This is a genomic window from Paenibacillus terricola, assembly GCF_014779765.1.
Lineage (GTDB): Bacteria > Bacillota > Bacilli > Paenibacillales > Paenibacillaceae > Paenibacillus_T > Paenibacillus_T terricola.
Map to the genome: position 1 here is coordinate 338002 of NZ_JACXZA010000006.1, position 22648 is coordinate 360649.

At 48.9% G+C, this 22648-nt stretch carries 25 protein-coding genes, 1 pseudogene and 1 riboswitch; of the genes and pseudogenes, 7 read left to right on the forward strand and 19 right to left on the reverse strand.

Going from position 1 to position 22648, the window contains the following annotated elements; genetic code table 11:
- Window positions 1–65: 65 nt before the first annotated feature.
- Window positions 66–383 carry a carboxymuconolactone decarboxylase family protein gene (locus H8B09_RS23230; protein WP_191206095.1) on the reverse strand — a complete coding sequence of 106 codons (318 nt, stop codon included), beginning with the start codon at window positions 381–383 and terminating at the stop codon, window positions 66–68.
- Window positions 384–515: 132 nt separating this feature from the next.
- A pseudogene (locus H8B09_RS23235) lies at window positions 516–863 on the reverse strand (tautomerase family protein); the annotation flags it as partial.
- A 124-nt stretch (window positions 864–987) separates the two neighbouring features.
- Between H8B09_RS23235 and H8B09_RS23240 the strand changes: the two are divergent.
- Window positions 988–1872 (forward strand): LysR family transcriptional regulator, encoded by an 885-nt coding sequence (locus H8B09_RS23240; RefSeq protein ID WP_191205966.1) that lies wholly within the window; start codon window positions 988–990, stop codon window positions 1870–1872.
- 89 nt (window positions 1873–1961) lie between these two features.
- Here H8B09_RS23240 and H8B09_RS23245 read toward each other — a convergent pair whose 3' ends face one another.
- The gene (locus H8B09_RS23245) at window positions 1962–3116 is read right to left on the reverse strand and encodes a KamA family radical SAM protein (protein WP_191205967.1); all 1155 of its coding nucleotides are present in this window, start codon (window positions 3114–3116) and stop codon (window positions 1962–1964) included.
- Window positions 3117–3263: 147 nt separating this feature from the next.
- A riboswitch (cyclic di-AMP (ydaO/yuaA leader) is annotated at window positions 3264–3408 on the reverse strand.
- A gap of 163 nt (window positions 3409–3571) precedes the next feature.
- On the opposite strand from H8B09_RS23245, the gene H8B09_RS23250 reads away from it, so the two are divergent.
- Window positions 3572–4045 carry an MEKHLA domain-containing protein gene (locus H8B09_RS23250; protein ID WP_191205968.1) on the forward strand — a complete coding sequence of 158 codons (474 nt, stop codon included), beginning with the start codon at window positions 3572–3574 and terminating at the stop codon, window positions 4043–4045.
- 95 nt (window positions 4046–4140) lie between these two features.
- Here the strand turns inward: H8B09_RS23250 and H8B09_RS23255 are convergent, their stop codons facing one another.
- From H8B09_RS23255 to H8B09_RS23285, 7 genes are all read right to left on the reverse strand, one after another.
- Window positions 4141–4521, reverse strand: coding sequence for a VOC family protein (locus H8B09_RS23255; RefSeq protein WP_191205969.1), 381 nt, complete (start codon window positions 4519–4521; stop codon window positions 4141–4143).
- A 196-nt stretch (window positions 4522–4717) separates the two neighbouring features.
- Window positions 4718–4885 carry a FeoB-associated Cys-rich membrane protein gene (locus H8B09_RS23260; RefSeq protein WP_191205970.1) on the reverse strand — a complete coding sequence of 56 codons (168 nt, stop codon included), beginning with the start codon at window positions 4883–4885 and terminating at the stop codon, window positions 4718–4720.
- 21 nt (window positions 4886–4906) lie between these two features.
- Window positions 4907–6922 carry a ferrous iron transport protein B gene (gene feoB / locus H8B09_RS23265; RefSeq protein ID WP_191205971.1) on the reverse strand — a complete coding sequence of 672 codons (2016 nt, stop codon included), beginning with the start codon at window positions 6920–6922 and terminating at the stop codon, window positions 4907–4909.
- Window positions 6919–7146, reverse strand: a complete 228-nt coding sequence (locus H8B09_RS23270; RefSeq protein ID WP_191205972.1) for a FeoA family protein — start codon at window positions 7144–7146, stop codon at window positions 6919–6921. The genes feoB and H8B09_RS23270 overlap by 4 nt, the downstream gene beginning before the upstream one ends.
- Before the next feature lie 274 nt (window positions 7147–7420).
- Window positions 7421–7690 carry a hypothetical protein gene (locus tag H8B09_RS23275; RefSeq protein ID WP_224753906.1) on the reverse strand — a complete coding sequence of 90 codons (270 nt, stop codon included), beginning with the start codon at window positions 7688–7690 and terminating at the stop codon, window positions 7421–7423.
- Window positions 7691–7914: 224 nt separating this feature from the next.
- Window positions 7915–9078: a Gfo/Idh/MocA family protein gene (locus tag H8B09_RS23280; protein WP_191205974.1), complete on the reverse strand. Its 1164-nt coding sequence runs from the start codon at window positions 9076–9078 to the stop codon at window positions 7915–7917.
- Between the two features lie 15 nt (window positions 9079–9093).
- The gene (locus H8B09_RS23285; RefSeq protein ID WP_318152718.1) at window positions 9094–9951 is read right to left on the reverse strand and encodes a sugar phosphate isomerase/epimerase family protein; all 858 of its coding nucleotides are present in this window, start codon (window positions 9949–9951) and stop codon (window positions 9094–9096) included.
- Between the two features lie 119 nt (window positions 9952–10070).
- Here H8B09_RS23285 and H8B09_RS23290 point away from each other — a divergent pair, with 119 nt between their 5' ends.
- Window positions 10071–10910, forward strand: coding sequence for a helix-turn-helix domain-containing protein (locus H8B09_RS23290; RefSeq protein WP_318152721.1), 840 nt, complete (start codon window positions 10071–10073; stop codon window positions 10908–10910).
- An 85-nt stretch (window positions 10911–10995) separates the two neighbouring features.
- On the opposite strand, the gene H8B09_RS23295 is transcribed toward H8B09_RS23290, so the two are convergent.
- Window positions 10996–11634 (reverse strand): hypothetical protein, encoded by a 639-nt coding sequence (locus H8B09_RS23295; protein ID WP_191205976.1) that lies wholly within the window; start codon window positions 11632–11634, stop codon window positions 10996–10998.
- Window positions 11589–13130, reverse strand: coding sequence for an alpha-L-rhamnosidase-related protein (locus H8B09_RS23300; protein WP_191205977.1), 1542 nt, complete (start codon window positions 13128–13130; stop codon window positions 11589–11591). Before H8B09_RS23300 ends, H8B09_RS23295 begins: the two co-directional genes overlap by 46 nt.
- Before the next feature lie 343 nt (window positions 13131–13473).
- Here H8B09_RS23300 and H8B09_RS23305 point away from each other — a divergent pair, with 343 nt between their 5' ends.
- The 4 genes from H8B09_RS23305 (at window position 13474) to H8B09_RS23320 (ending at window position 17679) form a co-directional block, all read left to right on the forward strand.
- Entirely contained in the window at window positions 13474–14838 is a 1365-nt protein-coding gene (locus tag H8B09_RS23305; RefSeq protein WP_191205978.1) for an ABC transporter substrate-binding protein, read from the forward strand.
- Between the two features lie 99 nt (window positions 14839–14937).
- Window positions 14938–15819 (forward strand): carbohydrate ABC transporter permease, encoded by an 882-nt coding sequence (locus H8B09_RS23310; protein WP_191205979.1) that lies wholly within the window; start codon window positions 14938–14940, stop codon window positions 15817–15819.
- Complete coding sequence (locus H8B09_RS23315) at window positions 15819–16649, forward strand: carbohydrate ABC transporter permease (protein ID WP_191205980.1); 831 nt, start codon at window positions 15819–15821, stop codon at window positions 16647–16649. The genes H8B09_RS23310 and H8B09_RS23315 overlap by 1 nt, the downstream gene beginning before the upstream one ends.
- Before the next feature lie 442 nt (window positions 16650–17091).
- Entirely contained in the window at window positions 17092–17679 is a 588-nt protein-coding gene (locus H8B09_RS23320) for a hypothetical protein (protein ID WP_191205981.1), read from the forward strand.
- Window positions 17680–17823: 144 nt separating this feature from the next.
- Here the strand turns inward: H8B09_RS23320 and H8B09_RS23325 are convergent, their stop codons facing one another.
- The 7 genes from H8B09_RS23325 to H8B09_RS23355 form a co-directional block, all read right to left on the reverse strand.
- The gene (locus H8B09_RS23325) at window positions 17824–18510 is read right to left on the reverse strand and encodes an alpha/beta hydrolase family protein (protein WP_191205982.1); all 687 of its coding nucleotides are present in this window, start codon (window positions 18508–18510) and stop codon (window positions 17824–17826) included.
- Between the two features lie 274 nt (window positions 18511–18784).
- Entirely contained in the window at window positions 18785–19255 is a 471-nt protein-coding gene (locus H8B09_RS23330) for a GNAT family N-acetyltransferase (RefSeq protein WP_191205983.1), read from the reverse strand.
- Between the two features lie 14 nt (window positions 19256–19269).
- Window positions 19270–19761 (reverse strand): NUDIX hydrolase, encoded by a 492-nt coding sequence (locus tag H8B09_RS23335; protein WP_224753907.1) that lies wholly within the window; start codon window positions 19759–19761, stop codon window positions 19270–19272.
- A 376-nt stretch (window positions 19762–20137) separates the two neighbouring features.
- Window positions 20138–20719 carry a hypothetical protein gene (locus H8B09_RS23340; protein WP_191205985.1) on the reverse strand — a complete coding sequence of 194 codons (582 nt, stop codon included), beginning with the start codon at window positions 20717–20719 and terminating at the stop codon, window positions 20138–20140.
- 212 nt (window positions 20720–20931) lie between these two features.
- Window positions 20932–21156 carry a hypothetical protein gene (locus H8B09_RS23345; RefSeq protein WP_191205986.1) on the reverse strand — a complete coding sequence of 75 codons (225 nt, stop codon included), beginning with the start codon at window positions 21154–21156 and terminating at the stop codon, window positions 20932–20934.
- Between the two features lie 2 nt (window positions 21157–21158).
- On the reverse strand, window positions 21159–21479 hold the full coding sequence (locus tag H8B09_RS23350) for a YbjQ family protein (RefSeq protein WP_191205987.1): 321 nt from the start codon (window positions 21477–21479) through the stop codon (window positions 21159–21161).
- Window positions 21480–21616: 137 nt separating this feature from the next.
- On the reverse strand, window positions 21617–22606 hold the full coding sequence (locus tag H8B09_RS23355; protein ID WP_191205988.1) for a hypothetical protein: 990 nt from the start codon (window positions 22604–22606) through the stop codon (window positions 21617–21619).
- Between the last annotated feature and the right edge of the window lie 42 nt (window positions 22607–22648).

Here is a 22648-nt window from a genome sequence, read left to right on the forward strand (position 1 = left end):
CCTATGTGAATACAAAAGAGCGGAGCCCGCTGTCGTGCGGCTCCGCTTCTTAACTTAAGACATGCTTACGCTAGAACTTCCTTAACCACATTGAGCGCTGAGGCTGCGCGAGGCCAACCCGCGTAGAAGGCGAGATGCGTGAACGTCTCCGTTAGTTCCTCCACGCTCAATCCGTTGTCGATCGCCAGCCGGAGATGATACGGAAGCTGCTCCGTCATCCCGCTTGCGGCGAGCGCCGCGACAGTAATTAAGCTGCGGTCGCGCAGCGACAGCTGTCCTCTCCGCCACACATCGCCGAACAGTACGTCTTCCGAGTAACGCACGAATGTCGGAGCAATCGCCCCGTATGCTTCCCTCGCGGAGGAAGTGATCACCTGGTTCATAGGCGGCTCTGCCTGAAACGCTTCGGCCCCTGCAGACAGGCCTGCTGCACGTTCCGCTATAGGTTCTGGCTGCCTCGTCTTGTCACCCGCGGCCATCTGAAGCATCTGCGCCTCCCCGCGGCCGAACGACCAATCCTCGAACTCCGTCTCTACAACTACGACGAACACATCTTCCTCTCGCATTGGAGCAGCCACAGCCAGTTCCTTCGCCAGCATGCCATAAAGGCCTTTCTTCTGCTCGATCGTTCTCCCCGATTTGCAAGTGATCTGAATATACACAAGCCCGTCGCTGCGCTTCACGCCTAAGTACTGCTTATCGAAAAAGAACTCTTCACGCTTATGCGCGTGGAACACTTGGAACAAGTCGTCCTCTGGAACATTAAAATGTTGAATTAACGCGCTCGTGATCGTATCCCTCATGACAGCCAGTTGCCCGGCTTCGTACTGCTGCTCCATGTAACTAACTCGAATGAATGGCATATCGGATCATCCTTCCTCTCAGGAACGTTGAAGATGATCCCATTGTACGCCTTCCTCCCCAATCTATATAATAGAATAAGATCAATATCTCCATCGATTATATCGATCAAGGAGCGAGCTCATTATGGACTTAAAAGAACTCACCACATTCCAGACAATCGTGCAAGAAGGCACCTTCTCGCGTGCCGCCGAGAAGCTGAACTACGCGCAGTCGACGATTACGAACCAGATTCAGCGGCTCGAGAAAGAGCTTGGCATTCCGCTGTTCGATCGCGGCTGGGATGCTCAGCTTACGGCAGCAGGACGGCTGTTCGCCGATGAGGTCGATCGTCTCATCCAGCACTGGCACGAGGTTGCCGACCTTGCCCGATCGTTGGAGCAGGAGGAGATTGGCACGCTTCGCATCGGCGCTATTGAAGCTATACTGGAGTCGGTGCTGCCGAACGCCCTGCGACGATTCCAGCAAGTGAAGCCGCGAATCGCATGGCAGATCACCACAGGCAATACCGACACGTTGGCAGAAGCCGCGCTCGAAGGCAAGTTGGATTTTGCGATCTGCGGAGAGCCGGGCGGCTCGCTGCCGATTTATTTTGAACCCATGTATGAGGAGAAGACGGTCCTAATAGCGGATCGCGCCCATCCGCTGTGCGGAAGAAGCGAGGTTACTCTCGAGGAGATATTCCGATATCCGATCGTTGCAGGGGGAAGCACCTGCTTGTACGCGCTGCAGTTCGGCAAGTATCTGGCCAGGTATAAAGAAACGCCAACGCTGCAGCATACGGTGAGCCAGATCTCGTCTATCCCGCATTTGGTGAAAGGCTCGCATGCTATTGGGGTCGTGCTGTCGTCCACTCCGCTCATCCCCGAGGTAGCGCGTATCCCTGTCACGTTGGAGCTTCCACCGATTGCCGTCGGCTTGCTTGAGACACGCAAACAGCAGAGTTCATCATCATCAGCGAAGCAGCTACTGCAACAGTTAATAAGAGAAGAGATCAAGGCAGCACATTAGCCACACACAAAAAGGCGCCCCCGAAACCATAGAGGTTGCTGTCACTTAGACAGCCCCTCGGCGGTTCGGTTGAACGCCTATCTCGTTATTCAATACACCTGCTCTACCATCTCGTTCACGGACACGATGTTGTTGTTCTTCTTGCTCGGCCGATTCCAATGCTGCTCATTGCCAGGCAGGTCATCGAACCAGGCTGCATCTGCAGGACAGTCCAGCATCATGAACTTGCCATATTGATTATCACGGGATTGATGATATTTCAAATAAGCTTTGCCTTTATCGATTGCGAGTATTTCGATTTTGCCTGACGTGTGGCTCATGGACAACCGCACTCTTTTGCCCAAACCGGACGTTCTTGCCTTCGCCTCTTCGACGATACGGTAGACGCGCTCGAGCGGCAGTACGAACTCGCTGTTGCCCGCAACAGGTCGGTTGATGAAGAAGTAGTACGGCGTAACGCCTGCCCATGACAGCTTATCGAGCAGCTCGGCAAGCACATCGGGATCATCGTTAATGCCGCGCAGCACCGGCGTCTGGTTGACGACAATCGCGCCCGCATCATGCAGCGCCTTGAATGCCTTCTTCGCCTCTGCCGTAATCTCCCGAGGGTGATTAATATGCGCCATCACATAAATTCTTCGTTCTTCGTTCGAGTACTCTCGGATCAAATCAAGCAGTGCCTGGTCCTCGTAAATGCGCATCGGGTTGAACACCGGAATCTTCGAACCCAATCGAATGATCTTCACATGCTCGATCTCCCGCAACTGCTCGATAATGAGCCTCAGTTTCGCCGTTGCGAGTATCAAGCTATCCCCGCCTGTAAGCAGAACATTGTTGATGCTCGGCGTCTGCGCAATATACTGGATACCCGGCGACACATCCGACATCGCTTCCTTCACATCGTTGCGGAACAGCCGTTTGCGGAAGCAGTACCGGCAGTACGATCCGCATACCTCTGAAACGATGAGCAGCGCCGTCGTTCCATATTTGTGCTGACAACCCGGCACGACGTAGTTCGTATCCTCATCCGACGCATCCCAGCGCCCATACTCCGCAAGCTCCCCTTCGTTCGGTATGACTAGTTTTCGAATCGGATCATGCGGATCATCCCAGTCAATCAAATTCAAGTAATAATCATTCACGCGAAAAACAAACTTATCTGTAATCGGTTTCAAAACTTGGCGTTCGCGCTCCGACAATCCATCGACCTTACTTAGATCCGTGATGTACCTGACTTTCTGCATATACCTCTCTCCTCCGCCTCAGAATGGGGTTGCAAGGGAGCCGTAATGTCTGGAAAGCTACACATTTACCGCCAGCAGGGTCCAAAAAAGCGCACAAAAAGACCCTTCGTGTATAAAGGGTCTCAGAATGTAGATAAAAATATAGCGAAGACCCATCTACTGCTGACGAGGTTAGCTGACGGACTCGGGTAAGATGGTACCCTACTTTCGATCGCTCGAATGATTCGCCCCAAATGACTTGGTTCCCCCGCTTTTCAACTTGAAACAGTTGAAAATTAAGCACAGTTAGATTATAAGGATGCTGAGCCCGTTTGTCAATTAATAGGAGGACACATCGAGAATTTCCTAGTGCTTGTCCTATCGTACCGCTTGCTTGCGTCGAACGGGAGAATCTTCTATTTCGGATATGCTACAATGGCGATTAGAAGAAGCTCATAAGGGAGTGGATCATAAGGATGGCGAATTGGGGAACGATTCAAGGAATCGGAACGACGGAAGCACACGCACGTTTGATTACAGAAAGCTTCCGACGGCTGCTTGGGCGAGCGCTAGTCGAGGTCAACGAAGGGGAGTCCGTCCGGGACAAACTGTATGACGCGCCGGTTGTCGTGCTGTCGCACGGCACAGAAGAAGATCCTGTGCTGAACTACGGCAATGCAGCCGCTCAGTCGCTGTGGGAACGCGATTGGGCTGACTTCACATCGATACCGTCACGATTGACGGCGGAGCCGATGGAACGCGCTGAGCGCGATCAGTTCCTGAAGAAGGTCGCGGAGCAAGGCTATGATGACGACTTCAACGGCATTCGCGTCTCGTCCACGGGCCGCCGCATTGCGATCGAACGCGGCATCGTCTGGAACTTGATCGATGAGCAAGGCGTTTACCGCGGTCAAGCTGCGGCTTTTGCAACGTATGGCTATATCGAGTAGATGAACGAAGAAGCTGTCCCTAGTGGTATCGTTACGATACCACTGGAGACTGCTTCTTTATTTTACACATGCGCTCTCCGATACTCCGTTTCACTTTAACCAAGGTACTGAGACAGTTCAATCAAATTGCCATCCGGATCACGGACATATACAGATACAATCGGTCCAATTGCCCCTGTTCTATTGACTGGCCCTTCCTCAATGCTTATGCCTTCATTGTGTAGTCGGTTTATTACGTCATCCATAGTTAATTCTGTTATAAAGCATAAATCAGCAGAGCCGGGCAAAGGGGATAAAGCCTTTGGTTCAAATTCATTTCCGGCCTCATGCAGATTCATTTTCTGATTCCCGAACAACAATGCTTTACGACCATTGCCAAAGGTCTCTTCTTTCATTCCAAGCACGTTTGTATAGAATTGAATGGTTTTTTTAATATCTTTTACTGTCAGAACAAGATGGTCTAGATTCTTAATCATGATCTTTCCTCCGTTTGCATAGTAAGTAAGGCTCGAGCCTCAATTACACTATATTCCATCAATAGTAGCATCACTAACAGTCCGCGGCTATTGCTACTTACGGATAGATCGAATCGTTTGGCCAGGATAGAAAAAGCTCTCTGAAGTCATCCATTCGATGACGTTCGGAGAGCCTTCTTAGTCCCTATATTTGCATTCACTCCGCGCGAGCAGGCGGACTGCTAACGCTGGAGCAGGCAGTCTGGCATGAGGATTGAAGCGAGCACGCCGCACATTTGCCCTGCCGGGTCTTGCGTACGTAACGAACCAGCGTCCAGCCCGCATAACCGAAGATCGCGGCACCTACGATAATGTTGAATAACATGGTCCCAGCTCCTTCCGAATGTTAATGAAAGCCCAGTAACAAACCCGCGCGATATATAATAAATGCGATAATGTAAGCAACGATAAGTGCATAGATGACCGAGAACCAAGTCCACTTCGCGGACTTCGTCTCACTGCGGATAACGCCGACCGTCGCTAAGCAAGGAACATATAACAATATGAATACCATAAAGCTATATGCCTGCAGCGGCGTGAAAAATTGCGTTATCGCCCCTTCCAAACCAGCCTCGGTCGGAGCCGCATAGATGATGCCCATCGTCGATACGACGACCTCTTTGGCGAGGAAGCCTGTAATGAGCGCGGCGCCTGCCTGCCAGTTGCCGAAACCAAGCGGCTCCATGATCGGCGATATGAGAGAACCAACCGACTGCAGGAAGCTTTCGTTCATTGGCACATTCCAGCCGGAGAATCCGGAATAGCCCAACATCCAAATGACGACGGAGCCCCCGAAAATAAAAGTGCCCGCTTTGCGTACAAAGCCTTTGCCCTTCTCCCACGTACTGCGAGAGAGCGTCCGCCATTGGGGAACGCGATATGGCGGCATTTCGACGATAAACATCGACTCCTCTTCCTTCGCGAGCGTGAAAGAGAAGAGCTTGGCCAGCACTAATGCAACGACGACGCCAAGCACATACAAGGATAGAACGATTAGAGCTTGGTTCTTCTCGAAGAACGTTCCGACGAATAAACTGTAAACCGATAAACGCGCAGAACATGACATTAATGGCGTCAGCAGAATCGTAAGCAGACGCTCCTTCGGCTGCTCGATCGTTCGTGCAGCCATGATACCTGGAACGTTACAACCGAAGCCGATAATCATCGGAATGAACGCTTTGCCGTTGAGCCCAACCCCCTCCAGCAATTTGTCCATAACGGTAGCTATACGCGCCATATAGCCGGAATCCTCAATAAAGGAAATGATGAGGAATAACATGAAGATTTGCGGCACGAAGACGAGTACGCCGCCCACCCCGGAGATAACGCCATCGAGCAGAACCGCTTTAATGAATGCGGCCGCTCCGACCGAATCAAGGAACGAGGACAAGCTGTCCCGCACAAAACCATTCAGCAGCGAATCGAGCCCGTCAGACAACGGCGTGCCGAACCAATCAAAGGTAAGCTTGAAGGTCAAGTACATGAACGCCAAGAATACGGGAATACCTAGGAACTTGTTCATGACAATCGCATCGATACGCTCCGATAACGTCGTACGCTGCTCTTTCGTCTCTAGAACAGCATGCTGCAGCCAGCCTTGAATGACGGCTGCTCGCCGGTCACGGATATAATCCGCCAGCTTCTTGCCATTCGCTTGTTCCTGAACAAGCTTCTCTGTTTCATCGTACAAGGTCTGCAGCCGTACCGGATCGACATGTTGACGAAGCTTCTGCAGAACCGGTATGTTGCCTTCCAACAACTGCAGCGCAAGCCATCTTGCAGATGTCAATTCCTTCGGAAGCATCGCTTCCAGCTTGCCGATCGCTTCCTCCAGCACTGGCCCATAATCGAAGCGGCGCGAACTTGTGGCGCTGCCGCTGTCATCGCTTGCCTGCATCGAGGTTTCCAGCAGCACATCGCAGCCGTACCCGGTCCGCGCAATGACAGGCACAATCGGGATACCGATCTGCTGCGCAAGCAATTGCACATCAATGTTCAAGCCGCGCTTATTGGCTACATCTATCATATTGAGCGCCAAGACAACCGGACGGCCATATTCCAGTAACTGAATCGTGAGATGCAAATTGCGCTCCAGCTGTGAAGCATCCACTACATTCAGCAGCATGGAGGGCGTTTCATCCAGCAAATAAAGCGTAGTAACTCCTTCGTCACGCGACAAAGGGCTGAGCGAGTAAATGCCGGGCAGGTCGATAAGCTGACCGCGCTTATTGTTAAGCATGCCGACCTTCTTCTCGATCGTAACGCCAGCCCAGTTGCCGACGTATTCGTATGAATCTGTCAGCATATTGAAGAGTGAGGTTTTGCCCGTATTGGGATTGCCGGTCAATGCAAGCTTCATCATACGGCTTCTACCAGGATGCTGCCTGCATCCTTGCGGCGAATGGCAATCCATTGCCCTTTAATCTCAATCGTGCAAGGACCACCGAATGGCATCGCCTTGCGCAACGATATGACGGAGCCCTCCATAACGCCAAGATCGCCAAGACGGCGGCGAACGAGCGCATGGACGTTATCCAAATTCATCACTTTAACATTGGAACCGAATGACGTTTCCAGCAAGGTCATAATGTTCACTCCATATATATTCGATTCCAAAACATCAACCCGATAATGATTATCAATATCTTATATTAGAGGATATGGGCAACATATTCAATAGTATTCTAATGGCGAAAAACGCACTTGCCATCGCATAAAATAAAGGAGAGTCTGTACATGACAGACTCTCCCAAATACTATAATGGAGCGGTTTACTAGTATGTTCCCGTCAAATCCGCTGCCTTCGCTAAATTTTTCAAAATACCGTTGTGTTGCTCCCCGTCACTCAAAGAATGTTCGTTTAATCAATCTTCTCTTTGTAGTCCCTCTGAGGTTCTCTGAATGAACCGTAAATGCCTGTAACGAGTCCAATTATCCCTAAAGTAAGTCCATATCCCGAAGAGCCTTCAAAAGCCAACAATACAATTACCCCAAACAGGATAACGTGTATGCCTAAAAGTTGAATTTGAAGAACGGTTGGATTAATGAAGCCCAATAATTCAAATGCAAAAAAGATTAAAACAACGATTATAGTAAGAAAGATCAAGCCTGCCAATCCGAAGTTCACCATTTTTACCTCCTCAATTGCGAACTCGTCATCATCAATTTCTTACTATTGTTCATTACGCTCAACCCCACAAACCAATTTACACCTCATTTGTAAGTAACGAAATTGAAGTGAAATAGTTGCGCACTTTAATCTCAAAACGAAAAAGGCCGCATCATATGCGGCCCAATAATGAAATATAGTTATTGTCCTCAAGGGAGTCCCCAGATGTCCTTGCCCACTAAATGCTAGTGCGTTCCCGTCAGATCCGCGACCTTCGACTCCACCTGTTTCTTATCCGCCGTCGAGCCGTTGATGCGCTCCTGGAGCAGCTCGTAGAAATGGTCGTGATTGAATTGGTCCAGTTCGGCCCAGCCGTCAACCCAAGTCGAATAGTGAATCGCATTCGAGATCAGAAGGCCGTTGATGCCCTCCTCGCCTGGAGCCAGCAGCGGCGCACCGTTCAACACGGCTTGCGCAAAATTTTTCAAAATCCCATTGTGCTGCTCCCCGCCGCTCGAAGAAACCGGAACATCACACTGCCAGCTCTCCGGCTTGGCAAAAGGCTGCGTGTTCACGCGGTTGTGCTCCCGCTCCGAGATGCGGTTTCGTAGGAAGGTAAGCTTGTTGTTCTCGATGGTCAACTTGCCCATGTCGCCCGAAATTTCCAGACGGTTCGTTCCCGGCGCTTCGCCAGTCGACGTGATATAGACGCCGGTCGCGCCGTTAGCGTATTCGAGGTAAGCGGTTACGTCATCCTCCACCTCAATGTTGTAATACTTGCCGAAGCTGCAGAACGAGCGAATGCGCGTCGGCATGCCGAGAATCCACTGCAGCAGATCGAGGTTATGCGGATTCTGATTAATAAGCGTACCGCCGCCCTCGCCTTTCCAAGTCGAACGCCATGAGCCCGAGTCATGGTACGCCTGCGGACGATACCAGTCGGTGACGACCCAGACGACCCGCTTCAAGCTGCCCAGTTCCCCGCTCTGGAACAGCTCTCGAACTTTCTGGTAGACCGGATTCGTACGTTGATTGTACATAATACCAAATACCTTGCCAGACTTCGCCGCCGCTTCGTTCATCTCGAGCACCTGCTTCGTGTAGACGCCTGCCGGCTTCTCAACGAGAACATGCAGGCCATGCGCGAATGCTGCAATCGCCTGCTCGGGATGATCGTAATGAAGTCCGGCGATAAGCACCGCGTCAATCGTACCGCTCTTATACATCGCATCGACGTTATCGAATACAGCGACACCAGGAACTTGTTCACGCGCCCACTCCCGGCGTGCCTCGCTTACGTCGCACACAGCACCGAGCACCATGCCGGGTATTTTGCCGCCGAAGATGCTCCCTGCATGCGCCGAACCCATGTTACCTAGTCCAACAATGCCGATTCTCACTTGTTCCATCTCGCTATTCCTCCCTTAGATTCGGTTCAAAATCGCTTGCAACGCACGATGCGCAACGCGGAATGTATGCAGGCCGCCCTCTTCCAACGAATCGACCCAATCGGTATGTTCAAGCTGAGCAAGTCCTTTGAAGCTGCCTAGATGCGGCTCCAGCGACAAGTAGCCTTCGTAGCCATCCGTCTTCAAGGCGCGAAGCACGTCCTCGACTCGTCCGATCCCGTAGCCTGCCGGCACGACTTGACCATCCGCCTGCGCGTCCTTGATGTGTACATATTTGATATAAGGCTTCAATAGGTTGAACGCCTTCGGAAACACTTCTTCTTCACATTGAATGAAGTTAGCAGGGTCAAAAGCGCTCGCCCAATGATCCGCCTTCAACGTCGTCATCAGGTCGAAGCAGCGCTCTGCTGTATCGCCATAAATATGCTTCTCATTCTCGTGGACAAGCGTAATGCCGCTGCCCTTCGCCGTCTCCACGATGGCACCCATCCGATCGATAACTTCGTCCCGATAGAGGGACGGGTCCTCTCCCTCAGGCATATAGAAGCTGAACACTCGGATGAATGGGCTGTGGAGCGTGTGCGCCGTATCTAAAATTCGCTTGAACATATCGAGATGCGGTGCGAAATCGTCAGTGATTTGTATTTTGCCAACAGGTGATCCGATCGAGGAGACCTTCACGCCATGCGCCTCCAGCTGATGCTTCACCTCGGTAATCTGTGCTGCAGTAAGCGTCGAGATGTTGCTGCCATTGACGCCCCGCACTTCGATGTAACCAATCCCTAGCTCATTAAGTCCGTTTAACTGCGTTCTGAAGTCTGCATCAATCTCGTCTGCGAAGCCTGAAATGATAAATGGAGACAAATCCAACACCGCCTATATTTGATTGGAATCATCCTCAATGTAACATTAATATTGTCCATATTCCTTGCCGATTGTGCTTGTTAGTTTGCATATCTTGCTGTATGTTAGGAGCGAGGAGTTGATCCATTGTGAGTCTTCATTATCATGCCAAAGATCAATCGTTTCGGCTGCACCATGCGAGGGATGAACGGCCGAATCAGCAGCATTTCTTCCTTCATTACGAGCAATGCTACGAGCTCTATATGTTCATCAGCGGAGCAGGCAGCTTCTCGATCGAAGGCAATCTCTATGAGCTTGAGCCTTACTCGATCCTTATGATCAATTCCAATGAGCTGCATGCGCTTAACATCGATGAGAATCTGCCCTACGAGCGCATCGTTATATCTTTCAACGAAAGCATCATGCCTCCCATAATGCTAAGCGGTGTCGACCTGTTCCGTTCGTTCAAATACCGTAAGCTCGGGCAGAACAATCAAATTTCTGCAGAACAAGTGCGCGTCAGCGGCCTGCTCGATCTGATGAACAAATATATGGAACTGTTGAAGCAACCGAGTGCAGAGAATGAATTTGTTGCCAAATGCGTCATGGTTCAGATGCTTCACACGATTAACACGCTCGCCGAGAGTAAAATCGAACTAACCGATCCATCGCCGAAGACGACGAAGATCCATGACATGATTGAATATATTAACGCCAACCTCGACCAGCCGCTTGGTCTCGATGAGCTGTCGCACCGCTTCTTCGTGACCAAATACCATCTGTGCCGCGTATTCCGCGAGGCAACGGGATTCTCGATCAACCAGTACATCACGTATAAACGCGTTCATAAGGCTGATGAGCTCATGCGCCAAGGCCACCCCATGACGAAGGCCTGCTTCCTGGCCGGCTTCAACAGCTACTCGAACTTCTACCGCTCGTATCGCAAGCTGACGGGGAAGTCGCCGAGAGATGGGAAGTCAGGTGAGTAGTTGGTATATAAAAAAGAGCCGACTCCGCGTCATGATGCATGACGCTAAGTCGGCTCTTATTGTTCGAAGAATGCAAGCAGGCCAGCTACCACTGCGAATGCATGAGCCTGTCAAGAATGCGTAGGTGCAGAATTGCACCTTCAGACAGCGTGTTTGGCCGTTTTTGTCTGCGTAGGTGCAGAATTGCACCTTCAGACAGCGAGTTTGGTCGTTTTTGTCTGCGTTGGTGCAGAATTGCACCTTCGGGCAGCGTGTTTGGCCGTTTTTGTCTGCGTAGGTGCAGAATTACACCTTCGGGCAGCAAGTTTGGCCGTTTTTGTCTGCGTAGGTGCAGAATTGCACCTTCAGTCAGCGTGTTTGGCCGTTTTTGTCTGCGTAGGTGCAGAATTGCACCTTCAGACAGCGTGTTTGGCCGTTTTTGTCTGCGTAGGTGCAGAATTGCACCTTCGGGCAGCAAGTTTGGCCGTTCTTGTCTGCGTTGGTGCAGAATTTCACCTTCGGGCAGCGAGTTTGGCCGTTCTTGTCTGCGTAGGTGCAGAATTGCACCTTCGGGCAGCAAGTTTGGCCGTTCTTGTCTGCGTAGGTGCAGAATTGCACCTTCGGACAGCGAGTTTAGTTGTTCTTGTCTGCGTAGGTGCAGAATTGCACCTTCGGGCAGCTGGCGAAGCGTGGCTCCTCCTAAATCAAATACTTCCGTATGAAATACGTCGGCGTGCAGCTCCATGCATGACAGTAGCTGTTGATGAGATTGCTGCCGTACGGCGACAGTTTCTTGTCCTCTGGATTGTACAGCTCCCAGAATGTATCCGCCCCGTCCTTGATCATCTCGCCCCAATACGCCTTCATTTGCTCGACGGCCTTATCCCGCTTGCCGACAGAGAATAATGCCTCGATCAGGTGATGATACATGTATGGCGTCGTCATACCAATTGCAGGCGGTGATTCGAATAAACGGTCCAGCAGCGCAGCACTTTCATCCACAGGCAGCACCTCTGCGAGTACCATCCATACTTGCGAAGCCCACGAAATCTGCTCGTCCGAGCCGCTTATGAAGAAGCCCTGCTGCTCATCCCACAGCTGCGCGATCGCCCCGCTTACCGTCCACTCGATCTGCCCTTCGATGTATTGCACTTGCGCCGCATCTCCAACGATACGAGCCAGCTCCAATCCCTGTCTCAAACAGTAGATGAGAACGCCCTGCGTCGGTGCTTGCTTATTCAGGCCCGAATGCCAGTCAATAAAGCTCCACCACGTCTCGTCATCGGCCACAATGCCCTTCTCGTTCAAACGCTGCACGCCAATCTCGATCTGCTGCATCGCAATCGGCCACAGCTCCTGCAGCGTCTCCCGATCCTTGGATGCTTCGTAATAGTCGTAGAGGCAAGCAACGAAGAAGAGCGCATAATCGTACAATCGCGTGTCATCGACATGAGCGTGCGGTTTCTCAAAGACGCATGCTCCTACTGCGCCGTCCGGCAGGCGCATGCCCGCGAACAGGTACAGGCAGCGCCCCACCAGATCATGATTGTTAAACGTTAAGTAGTTCGCCTGTGCTTGCAGCCTTAGATCCCCAATCCACAGCCGGCGGTCGCGCTTCGGTCCATCCTCGAATACCGTCTGCATGCAGTCCTGCAGCGTCTTGATCGCGATGCGATCCATAAGCGCCAATTCCTCGGACACTTCGCTCGGCAGCGGCTTCACCATGCACACATCGCCCGATGTAACAGTCGAACATGCAATATCCTCGAACGAAACCTTATATTTCACCGACGTGTCCAGCACCTCTACCTTAAGAAAACGGAACGTGTAGCGTCTCGGCAGCTTGATCTCCGCTGGCAGCACATCAACGAACATCGTCTCTTCTTGCAGCCATGAGCTGCTGAGCCATCCCTTATAGCTCTCGAATGGCTCAGCTATCTCGCATGGCATCTCGCCAAAAGTCAACTTCAGCTTAAGCGGTGCATCCGGCGGGCTGCCGACCGACTTAACTGCCAAGCTCAAATAGCCAACCATGTGATCCTCGAAATCGAGCACGAAGCTGTCGCCTTTGCCCAGCACCCGCCCCTTCCAATCCTGCTGCTCCGCTCTGTCTACGCGCCAGCCTTGAAACGCCTCTTCATCTGCTGCTATCTCAACAACCGCCTTCGGCTGCACGGGTACCGTCAGCAATTCAGGGATTAAGTTCTCCGCCTTCTGGACGATCAATGGATCGATTAACATGTTGAAATCCCCTTTCTAATTATGCCTCTGCATTGACTGTATGCGTTTTCAACTGTACATACAAGGTCTCGTTTTTTAGGTGGATATCCGCTTTTTTTGGATGCCGAATCAGGGGCGTCAGCAATTTTTGGACGCGGCGTACGATTATTTTGGATCGCATGCCGAAATCCCGCACCACTATTGGACCGTCCAAAAAAATCAGACACAGCCAGAAAAAAGCGGCGCTTATCAGCTCGCCATGAAAACCCTTACACTGAGGACCACAGGGCTCCGGACCCCTACCGACAACCGAACGACACGCTGGCTTTGATTACGCTCGAACATCACAAGGAGGGTTATATCAATGGCTCAACAGACAAAGAAAACGAAGAAGACGATTCTCGCACTGACAGGCGCACTGTTGGTTACATCCGCCCTGACGGCATGCGGCAGCAAAGATGACGACACGAAGACGACGACAACAACAGAACCGTCGACGACTGCAACGGATGGTACGACTTCAGAGCGTTACGCAGAACCCGTTACATTGAAGCTGATGATCGACAACCAGACTTCGACCGAGGGCATTAAAGCGGTAGCCGACGAGATCGAGAAGCGCTACAACATTAAGACCGAATTCGATCTCCGTCCAGGCGGCGACGAAGGCGACAACCTCGTGAAGACGAGACTCGCGACTGGCGAGATGGACGACCTGAGCTTCTATAACTCCGGCTCGCTGTTCAAGGCGCTGAAGCCAGAGAAGTACTTCCTTGATGTGACGAATGAGCCTTTTATGCAAAATGTGATGGACTCCTTCCTGCCAACCGTTAGCGTAGACGGCAAGGTATACGCTGCACCAAGCGGCGCTTCCCAAGCTGGCGCTTGGCTCTATAACAAGAAGGTGTACGCGGACCTCGGCTTGTCCGTACCGAAGACTTGGGACGAACTGAAAGCGAACAACGAGAAGATTAAGGCAGCCGGCAAAACGGCAGTCATCGGCTCCTACAAGGACAGCTGGACGTCCCAGCTGATCGTGCTCGCGGATTATGCGAACGTGCAGGCGGATGCGCCTACGTTTGCGGATGATTTTACGAACAATAAAGCGAAATTCGCTGACACGCCGGCCGCACTTCGCAGCTTCCAGAAGCTTGGCGAGATGCAGCCTTACATGAACAAAGACTACCTAGCAACGACTTATGACCAAGCGATCAAAATGCTCGTGGACGGCACAGGCGTGCAATACCCGATGCTTACGTTCGCACTGTCCAACATCTTCGCGACGTATCCAGACCAAATCGACAACATCGGCGTATTCGCTCAGCCTGCTGACAATGCAGACAAAACAGCCCTAACCGTATGGATGCCAGCCGCAATCTCGATCTACAAAGACGGTAAAAACGTAGAAGCAGCGAAAAAATGGCTCAACTTCTTCGCATCGCCTGAAGGCATGGCCATCCAAGCAACGAAGGCGAAGCCGGAAGGTCCATATGTCATCAAAGGCGCGCAGCTCCCGGACGATGCATACGCAGGCGTTAAAGAAATGATGCCTTACTTCGATAACGGCAACAATGCGCCAGCGCTCGAGTTCCTCTCCCCGCTGAAGGGACCAAACCTGCCGCAGTTGACCGTTGAAGTTGGCGCAGGCATGAAATCGGCTGAGGACAACGCGAAGGCGTATGACAAGGACGTCGAGAAGCAAGCGAAGCAATTAGGCATTCAAGGCTGGTAAGCACAGCCGATAGCAACAACTAAGCAAGCCCTGCCCTGCTTCATCGAGGCGGGACAGGGCTTTTGCTTGCTAAAGAAAGTAAGATGGGAGAGATTCATCATGCAGAAGGCTTCCCTAACCAAGGCTTCCAAACGTTTGTATACGTATAAGTTTCTGCTGCCCGCAGGCATCATCTATTTCGTATTGTTCCTGCTGCCGACCATTATGTCCTTCTTCTTCAGTATGACGAGATGGGATCTGGTCGAATGGAACTTCATCGGGTTCGACAACTATAAGACGTTTTTCTCGGAATCATCGCTCAATATCGGCTTCCGCAACACTCTCATTTACGCTGTAGTAACCTGTAGTCTCAAAGTTATTCTTGGCTTGCTGCTTGGGGTCGCGCTCACATCCGGCCTTCGAATCAAAGGATACTTGCGTTCCGTCGTGTTCTTCCCAACTTTGCTATCTACGATTGCGGTTGGCATTGCATTCAGCAGCATGATGCATCCATCGCAAGGCTTAATTAATAAAAGCTTGGCTCTGGCCGGTATTGTCGGTCCTGACTGGCTCGGCGATACGAGCATCGCGCTGCTGTCCGTTGCATTCGTTGATGTGTGGAAGGGCGTCGGCATGGCTACCGTTATTTTTATCGCGGGCATTATGTCCATTCCCGAAGACTATTACGAGGCGCTTCAGATCGACGGCGGCAACGCGTGGGACCGGTTCTGGCATATTACGAATCCGCTCGTAGCGCCTGCGATGAACTCCGTTATTATCCTGTCCTTCATCGGCGGCCTTCGTTCGTTCGACCTCGTCTGGGCGATGACCAAAGGCGGACCGGGCTTCAGCACGGACTTGATCGCTTCGATCATCTACAAACAATATCAAGGCGGCTTCTACGGCCTCTCGACAGCGGGCAACGTTATTCTGTTCATCGGCGTATCGCTGCTGGCATTCCCACTGCTTAAGCTTCTATCGAAAAGAGAGGTTGATCTGTAATGAGACTCAAAGGAACCAAACGGATTATCCTCGAGACGGTTGCGGTCATCTTATCGGTCGTTATATTCTGGGTCCCCTTCTTCTTCGTCATCATTAACTCGCTGAAGAGCAAGACGGATGCAGCGCTGCTTGATCTAAGCTGGCCATCGTCGATTCAATGGTCGAACTACAAGGAAGTGCTTACGGCGCAGGATCATATGGTGATCCGGTCGTTCATTAATAGTACGCTGATTACGCTGCTGTCCATCGTCGTACTCATTATCGTCAGCGCGATGACCGGCTACGTGCTTCAGCGTCGCAACGACCGCTGGTCAGGCATCATTCAATTCCTAGTCATGGCCGGACTGATGATTCCGCCTGCTGTCGTGCCTACGATCTGGGTGCTGGATTCGATCCATCTGTTCAAAACAATGACGGGTATCGTGCTCGTCGAGGTCGCACTCGGCATCTCCTTCGCCGTCATGCTGTTCCGAAGCTTCATGGCGACGATCCCTAGAGAAATTGATGAGGCTGCTGTCGTCGACGGCTGCGGCAGCCTGCGGATGTTCTTCCAGATCATCTTCCCGCTGCTCATGCCGGTTACGTCCACCGTTGTCGTCCTGTCGTCCGTCGGTATCTACAACGACTTCGTCAACCCGCTCTACTTCTTCCCGGGCGCGAAGAACGCAACGATTCAGCTTACGCTGTACAACTTCACAAGCATGTACAACACGTCGTGGAACCTGCTGTTCGCGGACATCATGCTCATCTCGATTCCACCGCTTATTCTGTTCATCTTCTTCAACAAACGGATCGTGGCCGGCATGACAGCCGGAGCCGTGAAAGGCTGAGAAACAATGATAGGATCCCGCTCTTATGAGCGGGATCTGCTTGCGTTGGAGCATATGTTGTGAAGTAGCTGAACTTGTGAAGATTATAGCCCTATCGAGTCATAGACTAGGTCCAGTAACTACCCAACCTTTAGGAGTAGCCCTCTACTGAACCGTGGACAGAAGAGGGCTTCATCTTGTTTTGTTAAACTTTACGGGTAAGAAGTCTTACTGGAGGGAGTTGAACAAAGGCAGTCGATCACTTACCGACCGGCAGCCCTCGTGTCTCTTTTGCGCTATCGTTCTCCGTCGTACATGTTCATCATTAATTAGGCGGCTTACGAATCGCCGTGATCATGGATACGATTTTACCATTTCTCTATCCATATATCTTGAATTTGGATATACAGACCTATAAAATGGTTATTGAGTTCAAATAAAGTTTTGGATGGAGGAATAGACTGTGAACGAATTCCAAGTAGGCAAAATGTACAATGCAATAGAGTACGAACAAGAAAGTTCATTTACAGTGCTTGAAAAAAGAAAAGCTGTAATGTACGTTGTCAAATGGACTGACGATGAGGATGAAACACTCGCTGAACCATCAATTGTAGAAAAGTGGACAGAACAATGGAGATTGAGAAATGGGTCAGCAAATGATGACGAGAATACTTTAACAGTAGGTAAAGAGTATCATGGGATAAAGGCTGGAGTCGAAAGCAAATTTGAATTGCTGGAAAAAAGAGATCTTGTGCAATACCGCATCAAATGGGATTACAGTGATCAAGAAGTTTTAACAGAACCTTCACTGATGAAGAAATGGACAAATGCATGGAAAGAGAAACACGGGCTGGAAAATTGGGAAAGTGAAGGGGATACACGTAGAAACGTAAAAGTACAGGCACAAGTTAAGGAATCCCTAGAATTGTTGAAATCCCAATTTAAATTTAGAACCGAATCGGATGTAATCCAAGCTCTTTTAGAACTTTATAAAGAGACTGACTATTACCCAAAAAAATTTATCAATTGCCTGTTGGAATTAAGGCGATAGCTATGTTAGGAGGCAGACTGTTATTATGGGAATAGTTGGTGTCAATCTCGACATTTAATATTTCGACATTTTCCCGTTGGCTGAACGAGAAGCCGCCATTCATGCCGGCAGCCTCGACTTGGGAATATTCAACTAAAGTTCCAGTTAGCTCAGTATCCAGTTAACCCAATAATCCCATGTCTTAGCACGTAATTGTTTCCCATGCCCAACACCATCAACAACCAAAAGCTGTGCCTTAACATCATTGCTTTCAGCAATTAATGAGTTGTAGAATCGCTCAGTGTGAAAAGAACGTATAGTATCGTCTTCTTTCCCGTGTATTAATAGCATTTTACGGTTAACCAGTTTCGAGATATGTGATGGTGGATTAAGAAGAGAATTGCCAACTAAAAACTCATTCCATTCAGTTTCGTCTATATCACGAAACACATTTTCTTGGCACCGCTTTAAATAGGACAATAATGTCGTTAAGTCACTTTCAGGTTCGGTCAGTTCTGCATTTTGTTGTGCTGGTTCAAGCAAAGGACAAAATAAAACAGCAGAATCGGCTAAGTCTGATACAGCAAGAGTACAGGCAGCTACTGCACCGCGATAACTATTCCCTACTAATACAAGACGATTAAGTGACCATTCAACTATTTCTTCTGTCGACAAATCTATAGTACTTCCCTTCGTAAGAAGTTCTAAGCATTGTATGGCACCTTCAATTGAAGAAGAAGGTCCGAACTTTCCGTAGCTTTGCCAACTTCCAGGATACCTTGCCTGTAATACTGTAAATCCCGCGTTTGAAAGTGGAATAGACATATCCTCTGCGGTTGGTGTATTCGGCAAGCCAGGACACCAAACGATTCCTACACCATTGGCTCTATCGCGTTCGGGTAAAACAGGTCTCCAAGAATGTTTCCATTCCTAACAAAAGCTTGCATGTGATATACACCTCATCAATTTCGTCATAATTTTTAAAAACGTCTTTAAATATATTCAACCACATATTGGAAGTATCCTGCCCATTAGCTTAATGACACAAGGATCAGTTGCCGCGTTGACAAACTGCTCCTGGATGCTCTACATAATCGTGATCAAGTTAAATTTGGGTTAGTCAGTGCTAGAATACCACTTTCGCCATATAAGGTCCGTTCTCTGCAAAGCCAACACGACCATAAAACTTGAGTGTCTTATCAAAGGTAACAAAACTCTCGTCTGGCAGACATACTTCCAAACGTTTAAGAGAATGCTTTCGACAGTACCCTTCAACAGAGCGAACAAGAGCAGCGCCTACCGAAAGACTTCGATACGATGGATGAACCCATAGTTCTTGAATGAGTGCATAGGGTCCTCCTCTGAATATAACTTCTTGGACAGAAACAGTTGCACAACCTACGAGGTTACCTTCAGTAGTCTCGGCAATGAAAACAGCTCCAGTAATCGTGTTATTTATAATTCTTTGAAATACGTCTGATGCCGAGGCAGGCAACTTTACATCCGGTTTCTCCCTTAATTCCGCACACAGCGAGCGTATCGCCTCAAGTACTTCATGCTCGTCAGTTTTTACGGCTGGACGAACTATCCACCCCATAGAGCACATCCCCGCTAAGTTAATGAAGACTCTTTAAAAGTCGATAATTCTTTTGTGTTAATGTGTTTTATATCAGAAATTTGACCGCTCGTAAGCATCTCATAAAGACCGTCAGGAACAAGTTTGTACTGAGGGTTATCTTTAAAATCATCTAGGTTTTTCCAGACAGCTAGAAACCTTTTGTCTCCTTCAATCCCTTCAAATTCATTCCTGTTATAGTCATCCGATCGGCTGAAGCTCGCTTCATAAATAAAATCATATTCATGCCCAATTTCTCCGTACCAAGAGAAGATGTGCTCGATAACTCCTAGCAAGTGGGGTTCAATAATATCAATATTAATTTCCTCTTTCACTTCTCGTATTACGGCTGATCTGCTATCTTCTCCATACTCAATCGTGCCGCCAACCGGGCGAAATGTGATGACGCCATCTTCTTCCGGGAATTGTTCAAGTAATATGGAATCTCTTCTTCTAATAATGCAAAGAGAACAAGCTCTATATTGCAAATTGTTCACTCCTCATATGCAATAATCAAGACTAATTCCACCAATCGGGATCTGAATTCCACTTTTCAAATAATGAATTCAAATCTATATCCTCATCTAGTAGTTGTGCCGATATTGGACTGTTACCACATATTTTGCAAATTAAAGGATAGGAATCAGTCATGATCAGTGAGAGTGTTTTCTCATCTACGTCCAGTGTTTCGGCGTAGTAACATTCATGACTGAACTGCTTATATGGATGGTGGTCAACTATATTACATTGGAGAAGAACTTTAAACTTGTTCTTTATAATGCTCTCTCCTTTATTTATCTATAGTTCCTCTCTACGTCTTCAGCTAAAAGTTCTGCTGCATCTATCCATTCCTTCTTCATCTATTTACCTCTTTAACTCCAAATAATTCATACTGTATTCTTCGCCCAAGAAATTCATCGTTCCGGAAAATCCGTTTAACTTCCACTCTCCATCTGTGCCTGGAGTGAAGATATACTCTCTTGCCCAGCCCTTCAGCTTCGCATCATCACCGTCATATTGTTCCTTAATGGTTAAGCTGGTTTGATTAAAAAACTCATTCTCGTAGTAACTCTTATAAACAGAAGCATTCGTTATGGTTATTCCTTTATGAAAGACAGTTGGATAAAACATGTTCTTGTTTACATACAAGTCTGACTCGGGATCGGCATCCATATTGTTAATAAATAATATGGATAGAATATCCCTAGCATGGTCTCCAAACTCTACGGTAAAAGATTTCTCTAATTGCTGGTACTCCAATTGTGACACCTTTTCTTTCGACGCTACATCGATGATCATTTGTTCTTTCTTCTTAACCATAGCGGTTGCGGTATTCATGTCGAAATCAATGGTCTCTTCTTTTATAGGCTTTATTTGTTCGGATGACTGACAAGCTGACAACAACAAAGTAACCAAAATGGTTAAAAATAAATTGAATTTCCTCATAGTAAACTTCTCTCCCCTTGTATATATAGCTTCTCTAAGTTGGGACGCGATCTCTTATTTTGAAAATTATAACATCCACCTCAATCTTTCTTCCACCTCTCACGAAAAAACAGCCAGTCCACGGTTTCCCGGTTGCTGGCTGTTTCGTTGTAGTTTATACTCCAACTACGGCTTGTCTGTGCCGTTTCAAGTTCATTCGACTATAGCTCGCTCTATTCAGGAATGTAGATTCGCTCACCCGTATCCGGGTTGTAATACACTCTCTGCTTCTCACTCGTAACGGGATCTACGCTAACTTCCTCTGTGCGGATAAACCCGTTGGGAATAACGCTAGACTTCCTTTTCTTGTATCGTTTGTCATAGACAAGCACCGATAAAATAATGATAACCACTAAAATAACGAACTGAACACCATAGTAGCTAACAATCCATTTCATTCTTATTCTTTCTCAACCACTACGGCGGTGCCGTATGCTACGATTTCACCCATCGTTTTTCCAATCTCCCCTGAATCAAAACGAACCATCACGATGCCGTTCGCGCCCATTGCCTGAGCATTTTGTACCAATCGATCCATGGATTCTTTGCGGAGATCTTCCAGCAACGAAGTAAACTGTTTGATTTCGCCCCCCACCAAACCTTTGAAAGCAGCTTTGATGTCAGCTCCAATCCCGCGACTCCTGACAATCAGTCCAAAGCACATCCCTTTGACTTCTTTGACTTTATATCCCGGAATGTTTTCTGTCGTAACGATGATCATATGTACGCCCGCCTTTTTAGTTTTTTCTTTATTTTAACAAATTTATTATAAAGTTATTAAGCACCAAAAAAGCCTTGCCCTTCACACTGTGATTGGCAAGGCTCAGTCCTATCTATAATTTTACCAGCTAGTCAATTTTAGTCATCGTTATCGTCATCATGGTCGTCATCTTCACCTTGGTTGTCTTCCTTAAGTTGTTTATGAATCGCTTTCCATTTCGCATGTGCTTCCTTCTTAGCAGCCTTCTCCTTCTCGTGCTCTGCTTTTATCAATTCCTTCGACTTCTCGTGAGCCTCCTGTTTTGCATCGTTGTCATCCGCGTCGTCGTCTTCATCCTCATCGTCTTTATCATTATTCGCTTTAATTTTGGTTTGGGCTAGCTTGGTCTCAGCTTTCACAGTTGTGGCGGGCTGGGTCACTACCGTCGCTTGAGCTTGAGGCTGCTGATCGATCGATGCTTGCAATGCTTCTAACTTCTTTGACAACTCGTCCAATTTATTGTTAATCTTTTGTTCCAATTCAGCTTTTGCAGTGGGATTCTGCACTTTATTTAAAACATGCGTCAATTGTTCGATGTTATGACGAATTTGCTTCGCGATGACTGCTTTCTTCTTTGCTTCGTTCTTGTCCTTGGAATCTTCTTTATCTGTTTTGTCTGCTTTGTCTGATTTATCTTCTTTATCTGCTTCAACATCCGTTGTTGGGCTGATTAGCGCCGTGAGCAGGATGGCCAGCGACTGGTTCGAAATGGCGTTATTCAGCGTACTTGCTGCAAGATCGGTCTGCCCTGCTTCCAGTTGTTCATTCGCATCCTTGATCTTATCTTGGGTGAGCGAATCCAGCAGTTTCCCTCTTTCCGTGCCGTCTACCGTAAAGACAATTTGGATTTTTTCCGCTAGCGAAATAATTGCCCGGATCAGCCCCTCAGGCGCATACCCCGTCCATGTGAGTGTTTGTCCGTTATCCGAAACTGGCTGTATTGCAACGGTATCCGTGGTTGCCGACGTTGTGACGGAAGTGTCATTCCCATCTGCGTAAACCGCCGTTGTTCCAATGCCCATCGCCAATACGCAGGACAATACTCCGTTCAACATTACCTTGTTCAGCTTTCTAGTTGGTTTCATCAATGGTCTCCTCTGCTTGTATCGTTGTAGTTGAAAACACTTACA